The following is an 18,342-nucleotide window of genomic DNA, read 5'->3' on the forward strand; positions in this document are numbered from 1 at the left end:
CGCGCTGTGCTTTCGGTTAGTTCTTGCGCTCGGCGACGAAGCGGGCTGCCGCGCGCAGCACGTCGCCCCTGCCGTCAAAGATCGACAATGCGGCATCGGCTCGCGCCAGCAGATCGCGCACGCGCTGCTTGGCGCCATCGATGCCGAGCTGGGTGACGAAGGTGGTCTTGCCAAGCGCAGCGTCGGCGCCAGCCGGCTTGCCGAGCGCGGCGGCGTCGCCCTCGACGTCGAGCAGATCGTCGGCGATCTGGAAGGCTTCGCCGAGCGCTTTGCCGTAATCGTCGAGTGCCCGATACTCGCTCTCGGAGGACTGCCCAAGGATCGCGCCGGCGATGCAGCCGAAGCGGAGCAGCGCGCCGGTCTTCATCTGCTGCAGCCGCGCGACGTCGACCGGCTCGCGGTCGCCGAAGCGGCCTTCGCCGGCGAGATCGAGGATCTGGCCGCCGGCCATGCCGCCGATCCCGGAAGCGCGCGCCAGCGCGCGGGTCAACAGCAAGCGGACCTGGGCATCCTTGTGGATCGCATCACGGGTGATGATGTCGAAGGCGATCGTCAGCAGCGCGTCGCCGGCCAGGATCGCGGTCGCGTCGTCATAGGCCTTGTGCAGGGTCGGACGGCCGCGGCGCAGATCGGAATTATCCATCGCCGGCAAATCGTCGTGGATCAGCGAATAGCAGTGGATGCATTCGAGCGCGGCGCCCACCAGCAGGGCGGCTTCGCGCGGGATGCCGAACACCGCCGCGCTCTCGACCACGAGGAACGGCCGCAACCGCTTGCCGCCGCCGAGGCTCGAATAGCGCATCGCCTCGATCAGCCGCTTCGGGCGCACGATTTCGTCGGTTTCGATCGCGTCGGACAAAAGTTTCGCGAGCAGGGCTTCGGTATCCTCCGCGGTCTGGTCCAGCCGCTTGGAAAACTCTGCAGTACCGGTCGTCATTAAGAATTGCTCCAGATCGATTTTCGGCCGGACAATCGTTGATGGCATCGGCTTCGTCAATTCCACCCTGCGACGGATTCGCGCCTTAAAAGTGCTGGAAAAACCGTGAATTATCCCACAGACGTCTGACAGCGCCGGCCGTGTCCTGGCGGGCGGGGCCCAAATCCTTCCTGGAGAGGTTCTCCCCGGAAACCCTCGTTTTGCGCATCGTCCGAATTTTATTGCTGCTTTTGCTGGCCCTGCTGGTGCTGCCGTATCTGGTGACGCCGTTCTACCGCACCGGCCACCCGGTCTCGGCCCTGATGGCGTGGCGGACCCTGCGAGGGGCCCCGGTGACGCGGCATTGGATCGATTTCGGCGCCGTGTCGCCCTATCTGCCGCGGTCCGTGGTCGGCGCGGAAGACGCCCATTTCTGCAAGCACCGGGGCGTCGACTGGGGCGCGCTGCGCGAGGTGATCGACGACGCCGGGGATGGTGAGGCGGCGCGCGGCGGCTCGACCATCACCCAGCAGGTGGCAAAGAACCTGTTCTTGTGGCCCGGCCGCAGCATGATCCGGAAGGGGCTGGAACTGCCGCTGGCGCTCTGGATCGATTTCGTGCTGCCCAAGCAGCGAATCCTCGAAATCTACCTCAACATCGCCGAAATGGGCCCGTCCGGGCAGTTTGGCGCCGAAGCCGGGGCCCAATATGCCTTTGGCCGGTCGGCATCCGGGCTGTCAGCCCGCGAGGCCGCGCTGATGGCTTCGATCCTGCCGAATCCGGTGAAACGGAGCGCCCGGAACCCGGGTCCGGGGGTCCGCAGGCTGTCCGGGACCTATATGGCCCGGGGCAATGCGGTGGAGCGCTGCTGGCGCGAAAATCGCGGCTCCTGAGGCTGATTTCGGGCGGATTTTACCGTATCGGACCCTAGATTTACGCAGTGCCTTCCTCTATAAGCGCGGCCTTACCGGCATCGCAGCTGGCGCTTTGAAGCGCTGTGCGCTCGTCCCCATTTCGGACGATGCCTCCGCAACACCCCTAGAGGACACCGTTATGGCCGTTCCCAGAAGAAAAACCTCGCCGTCGCGCCGTGGCATGCGCCGTTCGGCTGACGCGATCAAGACCCCGACCTATGTCGAGGACAAGGACTCCGGCGAACTGCGCCGCCCGCACCACCTCGACCTGAAGACCGGCATGTACAAGGGCCGCCAGGTCCTGAAGGCCAAGAAAGAGTCCTGATCGGACATTCGGCTGTCGCGCCGCAGAGCATGATCCGGAAAAGTGTCTAGCGGTTTTCCGATAAGATCATGCTCCGAACAAAACGGCGCTGCGCCCGAATTCGGCCAACGAGGCCGGTCAAGACGGGCGCGTCCGCGGCGAAGCGTAGGCATCGCCGCATGCTGGTTCTCCCTGGAATAAGGCGCAAGCCCCGATGGTCGGTTTTCCGCTGCTGCTGGTTCCGCTCGCGGTCTACAACATCATCGCCTTCCTGATGCCCGGCGTGTCCTTCACGGACCCGCTGATCAGGCTGACATTGCTCTCGGGTGAGCAGTGGCAGATCACGCTCAGCGACATGCTGCTCGCCGCCGGCGTGCTGCTGTTGCTGCTCGAGGTCATCAAGGGCGCTCGGCCCGGCGCGAAATTTCTCACCGACCATCTGCTGTCGCTGATCGTGTTCGGCGCGGCCGCCGCCGAATTCGTGCTCTGGCCGAAATTCGGCAATTCGACCTATGGCCTGCTCACGCTGCTGGCGCTGGTCGATTTCATTTCCGGAATTGCGCTGCGCACCCGCCGCCGTGCGGTGGTCGCGGCACCTGCGCCGAGCGTCAGCAAGTCGCAGCCCGCAGCGGCTGAGGCGCCTCGGCCTGCGCCGGTCGCCGAGCCCGCGCCGGCCACTGTCGTCACACCGGCGCCTGCCGCGCCGCTGCCGGCCGCATCCGTCCCTCCGGCGACGTCGGTCGCGGAGTCCGTGCTGCTCGATCAGTCCGCGCCAAAGCCGACGGTGACCTCGCCGGATTTGCAGCCGGGCGGCCAGCCACCGTCGGACACGCCGCAGCGCTGATACTCTTCTGGAATCTAGATGATCTGCCGGGTGCGCCGTGCGACGCTGCGGCGTTCGTCGATGTGCGGGCCGTAGGCGCTTTGCGCGTCGGCCAATGACCCACGCCGCAGCTCGCACGTCTGCGGTTCGTGGGCGGCGGTTGCGATCAGCTGCGCCACAAACGACGGATCGGCATGCGGCAGCGGAATCTTGGGCGCCCAATGGGTGGTCGTGGCCAGCGGCACCAACGCGGTGCAGGGGGCTGCAGGTTCGCCTGTAACCTCGCCGTCCAGGATTTCCGCTTGATCGATATCAGGCATCGCACGCAGACCCGTTGACCGTTATACTTTGGGACGTTGCGTCCCTCCGCAACACCCCCGTGGCAAGGGTCATGCCCGGCATCCCCAGTTCGTTCCCCGGTAGTCGCAAACGTGGTTTCCAGATTATTTATCAACTTCTCCTAGCGTTGGATTCGCCGGAACCACTATCTTGAGGGCGTGCAGAATCACCGGGCGCCGTCCCAAATCGAGACATGTTCGATGCCACCTGTCCCGCCAGCTGCCAGCATCCTCGCCTCGCTCGGCCAGGCAACGTTCGCCTGGGACCTGGCGAGCGACGCGATCGCCTGGAGCGACAATGCGGCGACGGTCTTCCCGGATATCCCAGTCGCTGCGCTCGCGAGCGGCGCCGAGCTCGCCAAGCTGATCGAGCCAATGCGTTCGGTTCGATCAGATGCGCTCGGCCAGGCCGCGACTGTGCGCAGCGGGGAGGGCGTTCCCTACCGGATCGAATATGGCGTGCGCGCCGTCACCTCGGCGCCGGTGATCTGGATCGAGGAGACCGGCTGCTGGTTTGCCGGCGCCGACGGCAGGCCGGCGCTGGTGCAAGGCGTCGTCCGCATCAACAATGAACGGCACGCCCGCGACGAGCAGCTCATGAAGCTGTCGCGGCACGATCCGCTGACCAACGAGCTCAACCGCACCTATCTGATCGCCTCGCTCGCCGAGACGATCGAGGAGTGCGCGCGCTTCCGCACCTCCTGCGCCTTCATGCTGATCGGCATCGATCACCTGGCGCGAGTCAACGATGCCTTCGGCTTCGATGTCGCGGACGCCGTCATCGCCGAGGTTGCGAAGCGGATCCGCGCCCGGCTGCGCAGCGGCGACATGCTCGGCCGCTTCTCCGGCAACAAGTTCGGCCTGATCCTGCGCAACTGCACCGTCGATGACACCAACATCGCGGCCGAGCGCTTCCTCGCCGCAGTCCGCGACGAGGTGGTGCCGACCAAATCCGGCCCGGTGTCGGTGACCGTGTCGATCGGCGCCGTCACCATCCCGCGCCATGCCAGGTCGGCGGAGGAAGCGGTCAATCGCGCCCAGGAGACGCTGGACGCCGCCAAGAGCCGCCGCGCCGGATCGTTCGCGCTGTGGAAGCCGAATGTCGAGCGCGACGCCCAGCGCCGCGTCAACATCCGCGTCACCGACGAGATCGTCACCGCGCTGAACGAGCGCCGTATCGTGATCGGCTTCGAGCCGGTGGTCGATGCGCGTTCGCGGCAGGCTTCGTTTTACGAGTGCCTGGTCCGCATGGAGCAGGACGACGGCCGGGCGCTGCTCGCGCCTGATATCGTGCCGGTCGCCGAGCGGCTCGGCCTGATCCGGATGGTCGATCATCGCGTGCTGGAGCTGGCCATCGCCGAGCTCGCCGCCGCACCTGATGTCCAGCTCAGCCTCAACATCTCGCCCGACACCACGATGGACCCGGACTGGTGGGCCACCATCGAATCGCTGATGCGGGCGCATCCCGGCGTCGGCGAGCGGCTGATCGTCGAGATCACCGAGACGGTCGCGATCCAGGACATCGACGACGTCCGCGGCTTCGTGACACGGCTGAAGAATTTCGGCAGCCGGATCGCGATCGACGATTTCGGCGCCGGCTACACCTCGTTTCGAAATCTGCGCAAGCTCGGCGTCGATATTGTCAAAATCGATGGCGCCTTCGTGCAGAACATCGTGCGCTCGGCCGACGACCGCGCCTTCGTGCAGACGCTGATCGATCTCGCCCGCCGTCTTGAGATCAAGACGGTTGCCGAATGGGTGCAGGACGAAGAGGCCGCCGTGATGTTGCGCGAGTGGGGCTGCGACTTCATCCAGGGCCGCCTGATCGGCCTCGCTTCGCCGGACCGGCCTTGGAACGCACCGGCCGAGAAGGCCGTGCCCGCCGCGGGCTGAGCGGCCGCAAGCTGATCCACAATGTCGGTCGTCATACCCGCGAAAGCGGGTATCCAGCACCGCCGCGCCGTAGCGGTTGGAACTCTGGCGTCTCTGGAATACTGGATCGCCCGGTCCCGTCTACGCCAAGGCTTCGACGCGGCTGAAGCGCGATGATCGGCGGATCGCCGCGCTCCAGATTCTTTCCGTCAGCTATCGCCGCCGGCGAAGATGTCCTTGCGGATCACCGCATGGACGCCCCAATTGCCGTCGACCACCTGGGTGACGCCGAAATCGACGCCGAGCGAGATCAGCGAGATCGCCTCGTCCTCGGTCAGCTTCTTCGTCGTCATCAGGAATTTGCGCATCTTGCGGAAGGCGTCGCGCAGCGCGAGGTCCACCGACGATTTGCTGTAGATTTCCGACTGCGCCTTGGGCCCGAGCTCGTTCAGATAGTTCGCGAAGCTGAAGCCGTGCACCAGCCATTCGTCCTTGGTCTCCAGCATCGGGTAGTCGAGCGCTTCCAGCGCGGTGCCGGCGAGGTCAGCCTTCTTGTGCAGGATGATCTGGAAAGTGCCGTTGAGCGAGCATTCGATCGCGGTGCCGCACAGTTCGGAATCGCCCTGTGAGGCGTGGGAATCGCCGACCGACAGCAGCCCGCCTTCGACCGCCACCGGGTAGTACATCGTGGCGCCCTTGCCGATGCGCCAATTGTCGATGTTGCCGCCGGTGTAGCTCGGCGGGATCGAATCGACGAAGTCGGCTTCCTTGGGCGCGAGCCCGATCACGCCGAAATGCGGGCGCACCGGGATGCGGACGTTCTTCAGGATGCCGTGATTCTCCTTGATCGTCGAATGATCGACCGGGACGCCGGGATAGTCGATCGTCTTGTGCACCACGCCGGACGGATCGGTCTGCGGCGTCCAGGTGAAATTGTAGACCGCGCGCGCCCAGTTGCGTTCGCCTGTCGCGTCGACCTCGTAGATGGTGATGACCTCGCGCGGCTTCGGCTCGGTGAGCAAATCCTTGTAGTGGAAGCCCCACCACGCCGCAGCGTTGCTGCCGAACGCCTTGCCCGGATATTTCGGATTGGCGCAGGGCCGCGGCGCGACGTCGATGATGCGCAGCTCGATCACGTCGCCTTCCTCGGCGCCGCGCACGAACACCGGCCCGGTGCAGATATGCACGCCGAGGCCTTCGCCGGCACCGCGTCCGAACAGCGAGGCATCCATCGGGCCGGCACCGCGCCGGTTCACGCCCTTCTTCTCCTTGGTCCAAAGATACACGCTCTCGACGCCGGGATCGCCCTTGACCATGCGCTCGGCATCGTCATTGGCGTGGTGGGTCAGCGCTTCGATCGTGATGAAGTCGCCGGAATTGATCTCGACGGCCGGCTTCAGCGTCTTGCTGAAATAACCCCAGTGCACGGTGTCGGCAGTCGCCGGCAGATGGTGATAGGCGCGCTGCGCCGGCTGATGCTTCTCGGCAGCGGCCGCCATCTTCGGCGTCACCAGCGAGATGCCGCCCGCGGTCATCGCCGCGGCGCCGCCCGCCGCCGCGAAGCTCGACCGCAGGAACGAGCGGCGTTCCCGGTCGAGCGTCTCCTTGAACTGGCGATGATGCAATTCGAAGTCCGGGCAGTTCTTGTCGTCACCTGCGCACATCTCTGCTCTCCCTTTGGTTCGAAAAGTGAGCGTGAGAGTGCACCGCGCCGCGTCGTCCCGACATGACCGGGCGCGCCCAATAATTTGCCGGTGCGCGTGCCTTCTCCGCTGCGTGAGAGCGCGTGCAAAACGTCTGCCGCAGCCGCCTTTGTTTCGCGGGATGGCGGGCGTGGTCAAGAATTCGGACGCATGGGGTCAAGTTGCGCTGCGTCCGCGCCGGCCGAGGAACCCATGTCGCCCGCTGCACGAAGGCTGGGCAATTCGTGCCACCGCAACACGCTTGCCGCCCTCCCGCAATCGGTGCACGCTGTCTTCACGGCTCTGTGACTGGAAGGCCGCGGTGCGGCGGCCTGGAGGGGTGATGGTCGCGACGACCTACCGGGTTTCGGTCGATGCGATCCCGCGGCAAAACCGGCGGGAGGTCTGGCGCGAAGCGCTGTCCGGTTTGCGGCTCGATTGTGAATTGCCGGAGGGCCCATTCCAGTTCGGCGAGTTGAGCGCAAAGCGTTCGACCAGCGGCGCGCAGCTCGCGCTGCTACGTTCGACCGAACAGCAGATCGTCTGCAACGGTCATGCGGCATCGCCGGCAATGCCGGCGATGGTCGCCATCATCTTCCATGCCAGCGGCCGCGGCAGCATCACATCCGGGCAACGCAGCTGCGAGTTCGCCGACAACGACGTCTCGGTGTGCGACCTGCAATCGCCCTGGCGCATGACGTTGCGGGAGGATTTCGAAATCCTGCTGCTCGAATTGCCGCGCGAGCGGCTGTTCGGCCGGCTCGGGCACAACCGCCTGCGTCTGCCGACCGTGCTCGGAGCGACGATTGCCGCCGCTTCCGTCCGTCCAGTGATGCGGACATTGGGCGGCAATTTCGCGGTCCTGGACAAGGCCGATCTCGCCACGGCTGAGGTTGCGGTCACGGAGCTCGTCGCCGGCGCGCTGCTCGGCGAGACCCGGCTCGATGCCGAGACGATGACGCAGGTCCAGGCCGGCCATCTACGCCGGGTCGATGCCGCGATCGAGGCCCAGCTTGGCAATGCCAGCCTGACGATTGCGGATATCGCGCGCCAGGAGGGGCTCTCGCAGCGTTATCTGCAACGGCTGTTCGAGCGGCAGAACACGACATTCTCGGCCTATGTGCGCGAGCGGCGGCTGGAACGGTGCTGCAACGACCTGATCGACCCGAACTATGCCGACCAGCGCATTGCTGAAATCAGCTACCGCTGGGGCTTCACCGATCAGGCGCATTTCAGCCGAATGTTCAGCGCGACCTACGGCACCTCGCCGCGCGACTTCCGCAAGGCGGTGCCGCGCGATGTGGAGGCCGAGCGCACGCGCGGCCGGCCGCGGCTCGCCCGCGGCAGCGCAACGGTGCTGCGGCTCGCGCCGAGCCAGGCGGCTCGCGAGAGCGTCGCGCGGCAAGAGCCGGTCCTGCCGGTTGAGCCGCCAGCGGCACCGCCGGACGCGTCACATCACCATCTCAAGGTGTCCAGGGAGACCGCGCATTGGGGCTATCTCAGCCGCGCCATTCCGCCTGTCATGCGCGTGCAGTCGGGCGCGCTGGTGACGATCGAGACGCTGACCCAGCACGCCTTCGACGACCATGAGCGCATGATCAAGGGCGATCCGGGCGCGGAGAGCGTGTTTCACTGGACCGCCGAGGGCAAGGCGATCGAACGGCGCGGTGCCGGTCCGATGGACGGTTCGATCTTCGGCCGCGGCGCCGGTGAAGGTTTTGGCGTGCACATCTGCACCGGCCCGATCCATGTCTGCGGCGCGGAGCCGGGCGACGTGCTCGAGGTGCAGATCCTCGATATCTGGCCGCGGCCTTCCGCCAATCCAGCCTTCGCCGGCAAGTCGTTCGGCAGCAACGCTGCGGCGTGGTGGGGCTTCCAGTACAACGACCTGATCGATCCGCCGGCCAAGCGCGAGACCATCACGATCTTCGAGACCGATGCGCAGGCGGAGTGGGCCCGCGCGGTCTATTCCTATCGCTGGACGCCGCAGACCGATCCGTTCGGCGTGCGCCACCCCACGATGGATTACCCGGGCGTGCCGGTCGATCACGCCATCGTCGAGAAGCAGCCGGGCGTGCTGGCCGGCGTGCGCATCCCGGCACGATTGCATTTCGGCTTCATGGCCGTGGCGCCGCGCGAGTCCGACATCATCGATTCGATTCCGCCCGGCTATTTCGGCGGCAATGTCGACAATTGGCGCGCCACCAAGGGCACCACGCTCTATCTTCCGGTCGCCGTGCCCGGCGCCCTGTTTTCGATCGGCGATCCGCATTTCGCGCAAGGCGACGGCGAGATCAACGGCACCGCGCTGGAGCTTTCGCTCACCGGCCGGTTTCGCCTCGTCGTGCACAAGCGCGGCCAGGCCGCCAAGCCGCAGGTCGAGGGACTGGCGCACCCGCTGCTGGAAACGCCGGAGGCGTGGATCCTGCACGGCTTCAGCTACGGCAATTATCTGCGCGAGCTCGGCCGCAACGCGCAGTCGGAAATCTACCAGCGTTCGTCGGTCGATCTCGCGCTGCGCAATGCGTTCCGCGCGACGCGCAAATTCCTGATGGAGTGCTACCGCCTCAGCGAGGACGAAGCGCTGGCGCTGATCTCGCTCGGCGTCGATTTCGGCGTCACGCAGGTTGCCGACGGCAATTGGGGCGTGCACGCGATCGTGCGCAAGAGCATGTTTGGCGAAGCCGCAGGCAGCTGCGCCTGACGGCGGCCAGAGGCGCCGTCAGGATTTCGCGAAGCCAGGATTCGCAAGGTAACGGCGGCCGGTCGGTCCGGCCGATCGGCGATAAGGACCTACTCGTCCTTCTTCGGCGCCGACATGCGCTCGAGGCGTTCCTGCATGTCCTTCATCTGGCGGCGCAGGTCGTCGATGTTGCCGTTGTCGGCCGCAGGCTCCGGCAGCTTCTCGGCTTCAGTTCCGCCGCGCTGCGGCACGAACGGCTTGAACATCGAGAAAGTCTGCTGGAACAGCTCCATATTGCGGCGGACCTGTTCTTCCAGGGGGGCAAACGGCGTACCGCTCAGGGCGCCCGCGATCTGCTTGCGAAATCTCTCCTGTTCCCGGGTCAGCTGATCGATCGACTGCTCGAGATATTTCGGCACCACCATCTGCATGCTGTCGCCGTAGAAGCGGATCAGCTGGCGCAGGAACGTGGTCGGCAGCAGGTTCTGGCCGGCCTTGTTTTCCTGCTCGAAGATGATCTGCGCGAGCACGGAGCGGGTGATGTCGTCGCCGGTCTTGGCGTCATAGACGAGGAAATCCTCGCCTTCCTTCACCATCGCCGCGAGATCCTCGAGCGTCACATAGGTGCTCGTACCGGTATTATAGAGCCGCCGGTTCGCGTATTTCTTGATCGTGGTCGGTTGTTCAGATTTTGCCATGGGCTCTCACTTCAACACCGAAGAACCTGGAACCCGAACGGCATCGCCGCTGGGCTAAATGCAACGCATCGCAGCAAAGGTAAGCATTTTCAAAGCGGTTCGGCTACCGTTTTGTGCGGCACGGTTAATCTCAAAGCAAAGGGATTGCTCAGGAAAGTGCCAAGAGCGTCATTTTGAGTGCGTCGCGGCGCGATTTGCGTGACAGTTCGATTGACATGTCCCAACGAGGTTTACAGGATAGCCGTCAAGAGACAGGCCCGCCAGACCGGCCGCCCGCCGTCGAGAAACCCAGCTACAACCAATAGGAGATGTCCATGTCAGACGATGTCGTCATCGTCAGCGCCGCCCGCACCCCCGTCGGCAGCTTCAACGGCGCGTTCGCCACCACGCCGGCCCACGACCTCGGCGCGATCGCCATCAAGGCGGCGCTTGAGCGTGCCGGCGTCGAGGCCGGTCAGGTCTCCGAAGTCATCATGGGCCAGATCCTCACTGCCGCCCAGGGCCAGAACCCGGCCCGCCAGGCCTCAATCGCAGCCGGCATCCCGGTGGAAAGCCCGGCCTGGGGCGTCAACCAGCTCTGCGGCTCGGGCCTGCGCACGGTTGCGCTCGGCTACCAGGCGCTGCTCAACGGCGATTCCTCGGTTGTCGTCGCCGGCGGCCAGGAATCCATGAGCATGGCCCCGCACGCGCAATATCTGCGCGGCGGCGTCAAGATGGGCGGCCTCGAGCTGATCGACACCATGATCAAGGACGGGCTGTGGGATGCCTTCAACGGCTACCACATGGGCAACACCGCCGAGAACGTCGCCAAGCAGTACCAGATCACCCGCTCGCAACAGGACGAGTTCGCGGTCGCCTCGCAGAACAAGGCCGAGGCGGCGCAGAAGGCCGGCAAGTTCAAGGACGAGATCGTCCCGGTCACGATTAAGAGCCGCAAGGGCGATATCGTGGTCGACACCGACGAGTATCCGCGTCATGGCGCCACGATCGATGCGATGGCCAAGCTCCGCGCGGCCTTCGAGAAGGACGGCACCGTCACCGCCGGCAACGCCTCGGGCATCAATGACGGCGCCGCCGCCGTCGTGCTGATGACCGCCAAGGAAGCCGCCAAGCAGGGCAAGAAGGTGCTCGCCCGCATCGTCTCGTGGGGCCAGGCCGGCGTCGACCCCAAGATCATGGGCACCGGACCGATCCCGGCGTCGCGCACCGCGCTGAAGAGGGCCGGCTGGAACATCGCCGATCTCGACCTGATCGAGGCCAACGAGGCGTTCGCCGCGCAAGCCTGCGCCGTCAACAAGGACCTCGGCTGGGATCCGGCCAAGGTCAACGTCAATGGCGGCGCGATCGCGATCGGCCATCCGGTCGGCGCGTCCGGCGCGCGCGTGCTGGTGACGCTGTTGCACGAGATGCAGAAGCGCGACGCCAAGAAGGGCCTCGCGACGCTGTGCATCGGCGGCGGCATGGGCATCGCTATGTGCGTTGCACGCGACTGAACAAAAGGCAGCGAGGTCGGTTAGGTGATGAAAAGATCATCTGTCAACCGCGGCGCGAGCTGATAAACATGATGCCCGGCTTTGTGCCGGGCATTTTTGTTTCGAGAGCATGATCCGGAAAAGTGTGAAGCGGTTTCCCGAAAAGATCATGCTCAAAAAAAGGGAGCTAAAGCGCGATGACAATTCAACCTAATCTCATCGCGCTTTGTTGAGTGAGTGCGAAGACCGGAGCAATCCGGTTATAAAAGACGGCCAAGGAGGAAACGGACATGGCACGTGTTGCATTGGTGACGGGCGGAACGCGGGGCATTGGAGGCGCGATCAGCAAGGCGCTGAAAGCGGCGGGCTACAACGTGGCGGCGAGCTACGCCGGCAATGACGCCGCGGCGGAGAAGTTCAAGGCGGAGAGCGGGATTCCCGTCTACAAGTGGGATGTCTCATCGTTCGACGCTTGCGCGGCCGGCGTGAAGCAGGTCGAGGCCGATCTCGGCCCGGTCGATGTGCTCGTCAACAATGCCGGCATCACCAAGGATACCGCATTCCACAAGATGACGCTGGAGCAGTGGAATGCCGTGATCAACACCAACCTCGGCTCGCTGTTCAACATGACGCGCCAGGTGATCGAGGGCATGCGCGCCCGCAAGTTCGGCCGCGTCATCTCGATCTCCTCGATCAACGGCCAGAAGGGCCAGTTCGGCCAGGTCAACTACTCCGCGGCAAAGGCCGGCGATATCGGCTTCACCAAGGCGCTGGCGCTGGAGAACGCCAAGGGCGGCATCACCGTCAACGTGATCTGCCCGGGCTATATCAACACCGAGATGGTGCAGGCGGTGCCGAAGGACGTGCTCGAGAAGAACGTCATCCCGCAGATCCCGGTCAACCGGCTCGGCGAACCCGAGGAGATCGCGCGCGCCGTGGTGTTCCTCGCCGCCGACGACGCCGGCTTCATCACCGGCTCGACGCTGACCATCAATGGCGGCCAGTATCACGCCTGACGCGACAAGCGTCGTCGCGTCGCAGGCGTTCTATCAATGAAGTCGTCATGCCCGGGCTTGTCCCGGGCATCCACGTCTTGAAACTCGCGGCCAGGAAGACGTGGATGGCCGGGACGCAGGCGAGCGGGAGCGACGCCGTCCTTCGGACGGCTATGCCCGGCCATGACGGAGAGACCTCCCGAGCAAGATGACGACCCGTACTGCCACCCTTGTCGGACTGACCGCCATCCTGATGTGGTCGCTGCTGTCGGTCATGACGGTCGCGACCGGCAAGATCCCGGCGTTCCAGCTCGCCGCGATGACCTTCGCGATCGGCGCCGCAGTCGCGTTCGCAAGCTTCCTGTTCCGTCCCGCAGCCTTCGGCGCATTGAAGCAGTCGCCGATTGCCTGGGTCGTCGGTGTCGGCGGGCTGTTCGGCTATCACGCGCTGTACTTCCTGGCATTGCGTTTCGCGCCGCCGGCCGAGGCCGGCCTGCTCAATTATCTCTGGCCGCTGTTGATCGTGCTGTTCTCCTCGCTGCTGCCGGGCGAGCGGCTTGCGATCCATCACATCGTCGGCGCGCTGCTTGGTCTTGCCGGCACCGTGCTGCTGTTCGCCGGCAATACCGGCGCCTTCACGAGCGAGCAGATTCCAGGTTTCGCGGCGGCCTTCGTCGCGGCGTTCGTCTGGGCTGCCTATTCGGTGATGTCGCGCCGGCTCAAGGCTGTGCCGACAGATGCGGTGGCGGGCTTCTGCCTTGCGACCGCGGTGCTTGCCGCGCTCGTGCACATGATGGCGGAGACCACGGTGTGGCCGGCAACGCCGCTGCAATGGCTTGCCGTTGTGGCGCTCGGCATCGGTCCGGTGGGGGCTGCGTTCTTTGCCTGGGACATCGGCATGAAGCGCGGCGACATCCGCGTGCTCGGCGCCGCATCCTACGCCACGCCACTGCTCTCGACCGCGTTCCTGATCCTCGCGGGTTTTGCCAAACCGAGCGCCAACATCGCGATCGCCGCGATCCTGATCGCCGGCGGCGGCCTGATCGCGGCCAAGGATATGGTGCTGAGAAAAAGAATGTAGGATGGGTAGAGCACAGCGAAACTCATCATCTCGCCGCGTGGATAAAAGTTGATGGGTTTCGCTGCGCTCTACCCATCCTACAAATGCCTTACGACGCCGGCTCCCAGCCCTTCGGCGCCAGCTCGAATGTCGCGAACTCGAATGCCGGCGCGACGGTGCAGCCGACCAGCGTCCAGTCGCCGCTGCTTTCAGCGGCCTGCCAGGCGTTCGCCGGCACGATCGCCTGCGGTTGCTCGCCGCTGATGACGTCAGGCCCGAGCGTGATCGCATGCGGCGGCTCGCCGTCCTGCGCGATCCGCACGGTTAGCGGCGCGCCGGCGTAATAGTGCCACATCTCGACTGCGTCGATGCGGTGCCAATGCGAGCGTTCGCCGCGCGCCAGCAGGAAGTAGATTGCGGTCGAGCGGGCGCGCCCATTGGCGTCACAATTCTCGTCGCGAAACGTCTCGCGATAATGCCCGCCTTCCGGGTGCGGCTTCAGGTCGAGCCGTGCGATGATGTCGGCAGCCGAGAACTTAGACATCAAGGTCGGCCATCACGACTTGTTCTTGCGCTCGCGGAGCTCGCCGAACACCTGGGCCGGATCGGCGCCCTTCATGTGCAGCTTGGCCGCGACCACCGGCTCGTCGGCGCGCAGGAACACGTTGGCCTTCTTCTCGTCGCCGAGCAGCACGGGTATCGTCGGCTTGTTCTCGGCGCGCAGCCGCGTCACTTCCTCCGCACGCGCCTGCAAGGCTGCGTTGTCGGGCTCGATGGTGAGCGCGAATTTGACGTTCGATGCGGTGTATTCATGGCCGCAATACAGACGAAAATCGTCCGGCAGCGAGCGCAGCTTCAAAAGCGAATCCCACATCATCGGATAGCTGCCTTCGAAAACCCGCCCGCATCCGATCGAGAACAGTGTGTCGGCGGCGAACACCGCCTTCTCGCCGTCGAACACATAGGAGATATGGTCGAGCGTATGGCCAGGGGTCTCCACCACGCGCGCGAGCAGGCTGCCGACCTTGATCACGTCGGCATTGGCGGCGCGCAGGTCGACATTGGCGATCTTCGCCGACTTATCGTGCGGGGCGACGACGCGGCAGCCAAATTTCTGCTTCAGCTCGGCGACGCCGCCGACATGGTCGCCATGGTGATGGGTGATCAGGATGTCGGTCAGCGTCCAGCCTTCGTGCTCCAGCGCCTTGATGATCGGGCCGGCCTCCGGCGCGTCGATCGACGCCGTTGCCCCGGTCGCGGGATCGTGGATCAGATACCCGAAATTGTCGGTGAGGCAGCTGAAGGTGCGAATCTCGGCGGTCATGATATCTCCACGAACAAACGGGACGGACAGGTCAGAGCATGATGTTTCGAAAAGCCGGTGCCCACGCTTTCGGATCATGCTTTTAACGCGTCCAGTATAGGGGTGAAATATGGCGTTAACGCTCCGGCGGCAACGCAAATTTCCGCGCTCCCCGGCAGCAGGGGGCATGTTAGGCTAGCGGCCATGGACGTCATCGACCTGCGCGATTTCTATTCGCAGCGCCTCGGCATCGTGGCGCGGCAGCTGATCAACCGCGGCCTCCGTGCGCGCTGGCCGAATGCGGAGGGCCAGCGTGTGCTCGGCCTCGGCTATCCGACGCCCTATCTCGGCCTGTTCCGTGAGTCCTGCGAGCGCTGCATCGCCTTCATGCCGGCGGCCCAGGGCGTGCTGAAATGGCCGACCGGGCGGCCGGCGCTGGCGACCCTGATCGACGAATTCTCGATGCCGCTGCCGGATGCCGCGGTCGACCGCGTGCTCCTGGTGCATGCGTTGGAGATGTCCGATGATCCGGAGCGGCTGCTGCGCGAGGTGTGGCGGGTGCTGTCGCCGTCGGGGCGGCTGATCGCGATCATCCCGAACAGGCGCGGCGTCTGGACGCGCACCGATGCAACGCCGTTCGGCCATGGCCGGCCCTATTCGCGGGCGCAGATCACGCAGCTGTTGCGGCAGACCTGGTTCACGCCGACGGCGTGGGGCGAGGCGCTGTTCATGCCGCCGGTTCAGGGCAGCTGGTTTCTGCGCTCGGCGATGGCGTGGGAGCGGGTCGGCGCCGCGCTGTCGATGCCGTTCGCCGGCGTGCATATCGTGGAGGCGAGCAAGCAGGTCTATCGCGCGATCCCTGCCCGCCGCGAGCGCACGCAGCTGATCCCTTCATTGCGGCCGGTGCTGGTGCCGTCATCGACGGCGACGCGCAAATCCATTCACCCGGAATAGAGCGTTTTCGAGCGAAGTGGATGCCGGTTCGCTCGGGGAAAACGCGTCAAAATAAAAAGCTGGAGCTTCGGTTCTGATTCAATCAGAACCGAAGCTCCAGTGACGCGATTTATTCACCCTCCCCGCGAAGGGAGGATGGGAGATCTTCAGGGTTATTCGTTGCCCGGATTGAAGTCGTCGCTCGGCGCGGGCTGCGCGGCGATGTCGGCGCGCGGGCCGTGCGGGCGGCGGCGGCGGCGCGGGAAGCGTTCGCTACGTTCGCCGCGTTCTGCGCCGCCATTGCCTTCAAAGGCGCCGTTGACTTGCGGCTGCGCGCCACCGGTGATGAACGAGGGCAGGCGATCGACGCCGCCGGCATCGGCCAGCACGGGCTGCGGCTGGTTCGGCGGCTGCGGCTGATATTGCGGCTGCGGACGATGCTCACGCTCGCGGTGCTCGCGTGGCTGATGCTCACGCTCGCGCGGCGGCTGCTCGCGCTGGTACGGCGGCTGGCCGTTCTCGCGGATGAAGGGCTGTTGCTGCTGGGGCACGAAGCCCGGCTCCTGGCCGAAGCTCGAATAGCCGTCGCTGTCGTCGTCGCTGTCGTCGGTCGCGATCGGCTCGGCGTCGGGGCGCGGTTGCTGCTGATTCTGCCTGAACTGCTCCTGCGCCGCTGCGATGATCCGGTAGTAATGCTCAGCGTGCTGGTAGTAGTTTTCAGCCGCCACCGGGTCGCCGGAGGAGCGCGCATCGCGCGCCAGCTGGACGTACTTCTCGGCCACGTGGGAGGCCGTGCCGCGGATCTTGATGTCGGGTCCGTTCGATTCGTACACCCGTGTCAGGGGATTCTGGCCGCGCCGGTTATTGTTGTTGTTGTTGTTATTGTTGTTATTCCGGTTGCGCATCCGCTTGTTGTTCTGACCGTTTCTCATCTGTCGCCTTTTATTCCAGCCCTGAAGTTATTGCAGTCCACAGTCCGATTCTCAGAGTCCGATTCGGCGCGCGCCTAGGCGCACGGAATCGCAATACCGTCCGAAGTGGCTTCGATCTCGCCGACCATCTCGTTCAGCAAAGTCGCGTTCAGCAAAGACGCGTTCCCCAACCGCCGCCAGCGGATCTCGCTAGCGACCAAATCATTGCGCCCGTTGAGACAGGCCCAGTTCTCGTGCGTAAGTCTTCAAGCGCAATAACGGGCTTTCGTTCGCTTGGCGGTCGAGAGCAGCACAGCTTTCAGCTATTGCGCTCAATGTGACCTGCGTTCCTGGAACCTTTCGATCGGCGGGCTCTGCTGAACCCTGGTCATCACCCGTAACGATTACGGGGCCAGCACCGATGTTGTGCCCGGAACGTAGTCGTTCCCGGGAGATATTCCAAGAGGTTTTTTTGCGTTCCAATAGGACTTTATCGGGGCAGCCGGCGGGCGGAAACGGCCCTCGGAACGCCCCCGAGATCGGCCCTGGGCGGCCCCGTTGGGGATAACCCGGACGCCGTCATCAGGGCTTCAACGTCGCTGCTCTGGCCCTGCCCAACCTCCACAACCAGAAGTCCGTTTGAGGTCAAAAGACCCGCAGATTGCGAAATCAGCGCGCGGTAGGCGTCGAGCCCGTCGGCACCGCCATCGAGCGCCGCGCGGGGATCATGCTCGCGCACCTCGACGTCGAGGCCGGCGATGTCGGCGGAGGGGATGTAGGGCGGATTGGACACGATCAGGTCGAACACGCCGGTCAGCCCGCTGCCGTAATCGCATTTGATCCAGGTCGCGCGATCGGCAAGTCCGAGCTCGGCGGCGTTCCGGCTCGCGGTCTGCAATGCCTCCGCCGAGATGTCGGTGGCGAAGCCATGCGCGTTGGGCAGTTCCGAGAGCAGCGCCAGCAGGATCGCGCCCGACCCGGTGCCGAGATCAGCGATCCGCAAGGCGCGGCCGGCGGTGCCGTCGGCGCGCAGCAGTTCGAGCGCGCGCTCGACCACAGTCTCGGTGTCGGGGCGCGGCACCAGCGTCGCGGCGGAGAGCTGCAGCGGCAGTCCCCAAAATTCCTTGCTGCCGAGAATGCGCGCGACCGGCTCGCCGGCGAGGCGGCGCACTGCGAGGCGCTCGAGGCGATCCGCTTCGTCAGGGGTCAGCGGCTGCGCTGCCGACGTGATCATGCCGGTCAGATCGAGCCCCAGTGCGGCGCCGACCAAGAGCCGCGCATCGAGTTCGACGGCGTCGCTGCCGGCCGCCTTGAGGCGCGCGGCGAGCGCGCGCCGGGCGCTCTCGACGGTCTGGCTGCCATGTCCTGCTGATGCGCTCATCGCGCGTTGTTAGCCGATGGTCGATGCGGCGTCGATATCACTTGCACCCCGTGCGGC

General features: G+C 65.2%; 17 protein-coding genes. 9 read left to right on the forward strand and 8 right to left on the reverse strand.

Annotated features, from left to right (window positions below; genetic code table 11):
- Positions 1–16 precede the first annotated feature (16 nt).
- Positions 17–937: a polyprenyl synthetase family protein gene (locus K359_RS0111825; RefSeq protein ID WP_029079537.1), complete on the reverse strand. Its 921-nt coding sequence runs from the start codon at positions 935–937 to the stop codon at positions 17–19.
- 200 nt (positions 938–1,137) lie between these two features.
- Here K359_RS0111825 and mtgA point away from each other — a divergent pair, with 200 nt between their 5' ends.
- The 3 genes from mtgA (at position 1,138) to K359_RS0111840 (ending at position 2,978) form a co-directional block, all read left to right on the forward strand.
- Positions 1,138–1,809, forward strand: a complete 672-nt coding sequence (gene mtgA, locus K359_RS0111830) for a monofunctional biosynthetic peptidoglycan transglycosylase (protein WP_029079538.1) — start codon at positions 1,138–1,140, stop codon at positions 1,807–1,809.
- 160 nt (positions 1,810–1,969) lie between these two features.
- Positions 1,970–2,155, forward strand: coding sequence for a 50S ribosomal protein L32 (gene rpmF / locus K359_RS0111835; protein WP_021077536.1), 186 nt, complete (start codon positions 1,970–1,972; stop codon positions 2,153–2,155).
- A gap of 193 nt (positions 2,156–2,348) precedes the next feature.
- A complete protein-coding gene (locus tag K359_RS0111840; protein WP_029079539.1) occupies positions 2,349–2,978 on the forward strand; it encodes a hypothetical protein in 630 nt (209 codons plus the stop codon).
- Between the two features lie 14 nt (positions 2,979–2,992).
- Here the strand turns inward: K359_RS0111840 and K359_RS0111845 are convergent, their stop codons facing one another.
- Positions 2,993–3,277, reverse strand: coding sequence for a hypothetical protein (locus tag K359_RS0111845; protein ID WP_029079540.1), 285 nt, complete (start codon positions 3,275–3,277; stop codon positions 2,993–2,995).
- A 219-nt stretch (positions 3,278–3,496) separates the two neighbouring features.
- Here K359_RS0111845 and K359_RS0111850 point away from each other — a divergent pair, with 219 nt between their 5' ends.
- A complete protein-coding gene (locus K359_RS0111850; RefSeq protein WP_035976480.1) occupies positions 3,497–5,188 on the forward strand; it encodes a bifunctional diguanylate cyclase/phosphodiesterase in 1,692 nt (563 codons plus the stop codon).
- 188 nt (positions 5,189–5,376) lie between these two features.
- Here the strand turns inward: K359_RS0111850 and K359_RS0111855 are convergent, their stop codons facing one another.
- Positions 5,377–6,831, reverse strand: coding sequence for an acetamidase/formamidase family protein (locus K359_RS0111855; RefSeq protein WP_029079542.1), 1,455 nt, complete (start codon positions 6,829–6,831; stop codon positions 5,377–5,379).
- 361 nt (positions 6,832–7,192) lie between these two features.
- On the opposite strand from K359_RS0111855, the gene K359_RS0111860 reads away from it, so the two are divergent.
- The gene (locus tag K359_RS0111860; protein WP_029079543.1) at positions 7,193–9,553 is read left to right on the forward strand and encodes an acetamidase/formamidase family protein; all 2,361 of its coding nucleotides are present in this window, start codon (positions 7,193–7,195) and stop codon (positions 9,551–9,553) included.
- An 89-nt stretch (positions 9,554–9,642) separates the two neighbouring features.
- On the opposite strand, the gene phaR is transcribed toward K359_RS0111860, so the two are convergent.
- The gene (gene phaR, locus K359_RS0111865; protein WP_029079544.1) at positions 9,643–10,230 is read right to left on the reverse strand and encodes a polyhydroxyalkanoate synthesis repressor PhaR; all 588 of its coding nucleotides are present in this window, start codon (positions 10,228–10,230) and stop codon (positions 9,643–9,645) included.
- A 314-nt stretch (positions 10,231–10,544) separates the two neighbouring features.
- On the opposite strand from phaR, the gene K359_RS0111870 reads away from it, so the two are divergent.
- The 3 genes from K359_RS0111870 to K359_RS0111885 all read left to right on the forward strand — a co-directional run bounded on the left by K359_RS0111870 (position 10,545) and on the right by K359_RS0111885 (position 13,778).
- Entirely contained in the window at positions 10,545–11,723 is a 1,179-nt protein-coding gene (locus K359_RS0111870; RefSeq protein WP_029079545.1) for an acetyl-CoA C-acetyltransferase, read from the forward strand.
- Positions 11,724–11,992: 269 nt separating this feature from the next.
- The gene (gene phbB, locus K359_RS0111875; protein WP_029079546.1) at positions 11,993–12,718 is read left to right on the forward strand and encodes an acetoacetyl-CoA reductase; all 726 of its coding nucleotides are present in this window, start codon (positions 11,993–11,995) and stop codon (positions 12,716–12,718) included.
- A gap of 187 nt (positions 12,719–12,905) precedes the next feature.
- Positions 12,906–13,778 (forward strand): DMT family transporter, encoded by an 873-nt coding sequence (locus tag K359_RS0111885; protein ID WP_029079547.1) that lies wholly within the window; start codon positions 12,906–12,908, stop codon positions 13,776–13,778.
- An 88-nt stretch (positions 13,779–13,866) separates the two neighbouring features.
- Here K359_RS0111885 and K359_RS0111890 read toward each other — a convergent pair whose 3' ends face one another.
- Both K359_RS0111890 and gloB read right to left on the reverse strand, forming a co-directional pair.
- Positions 13,867–14,301, reverse strand: coding sequence for a cupin domain-containing protein (locus tag K359_RS0111890; RefSeq protein ID WP_029079548.1), 435 nt, complete (start codon positions 14,299–14,301; stop codon positions 13,867–13,869).
- A gap of 12 nt (positions 14,302–14,313) precedes the next feature.
- Positions 14,314–15,081, reverse strand: coding sequence for a hydroxyacylglutathione hydrolase (gene gloB, locus K359_RS0111895; RefSeq protein ID WP_029079549.1), 768 nt, complete (start codon positions 15,079–15,081; stop codon positions 14,314–14,316).
- Between the two features lie 183 nt (positions 15,082–15,264).
- Here gloB and K359_RS0111900 point away from each other — a divergent pair, with 183 nt between their 5' ends.
- Positions 15,265–16,014, forward strand: coding sequence for a class I SAM-dependent methyltransferase (locus K359_RS0111900; RefSeq protein WP_029079550.1), 750 nt, complete (start codon positions 15,265–15,267; stop codon positions 16,012–16,014).
- A 152-nt stretch (positions 16,015–16,166) separates the two neighbouring features.
- Here K359_RS0111900 and K359_RS0111905 read toward each other — a convergent pair whose 3' ends face one another.
- Together K359_RS0111905 and prmC are read right to left on the reverse strand one after the other, a co-directional pair.
- Positions 16,167–16,925, reverse strand: coding sequence for a DUF4167 domain-containing protein (locus K359_RS0111905; RefSeq protein WP_029079551.1), 759 nt, complete (start codon positions 16,923–16,925; stop codon positions 16,167–16,169).
- Between the two features lie 469 nt (positions 16,926–17,394).
- The gene (gene prmC / locus K359_RS0111915; protein WP_029079552.1) at positions 17,395–18,285 is read right to left on the reverse strand and encodes a peptide chain release factor N(5)-glutamine methyltransferase; all 891 of its coding nucleotides are present in this window, start codon (positions 18,283–18,285) and stop codon (positions 17,395–17,397) included.
- Positions 18,286–18,342 lie beyond the last annotated feature (57 nt).

Source organism: Bradyrhizobium sp. th-b2, from assembly GCF_000426785.1.
Taxonomy (GTDB): domain Bacteria; phylum Pseudomonadota; class Alphaproteobacteria; order Rhizobiales; family Xanthobacteraceae; genus Bradyrhizobium; species Bradyrhizobium septentrionale.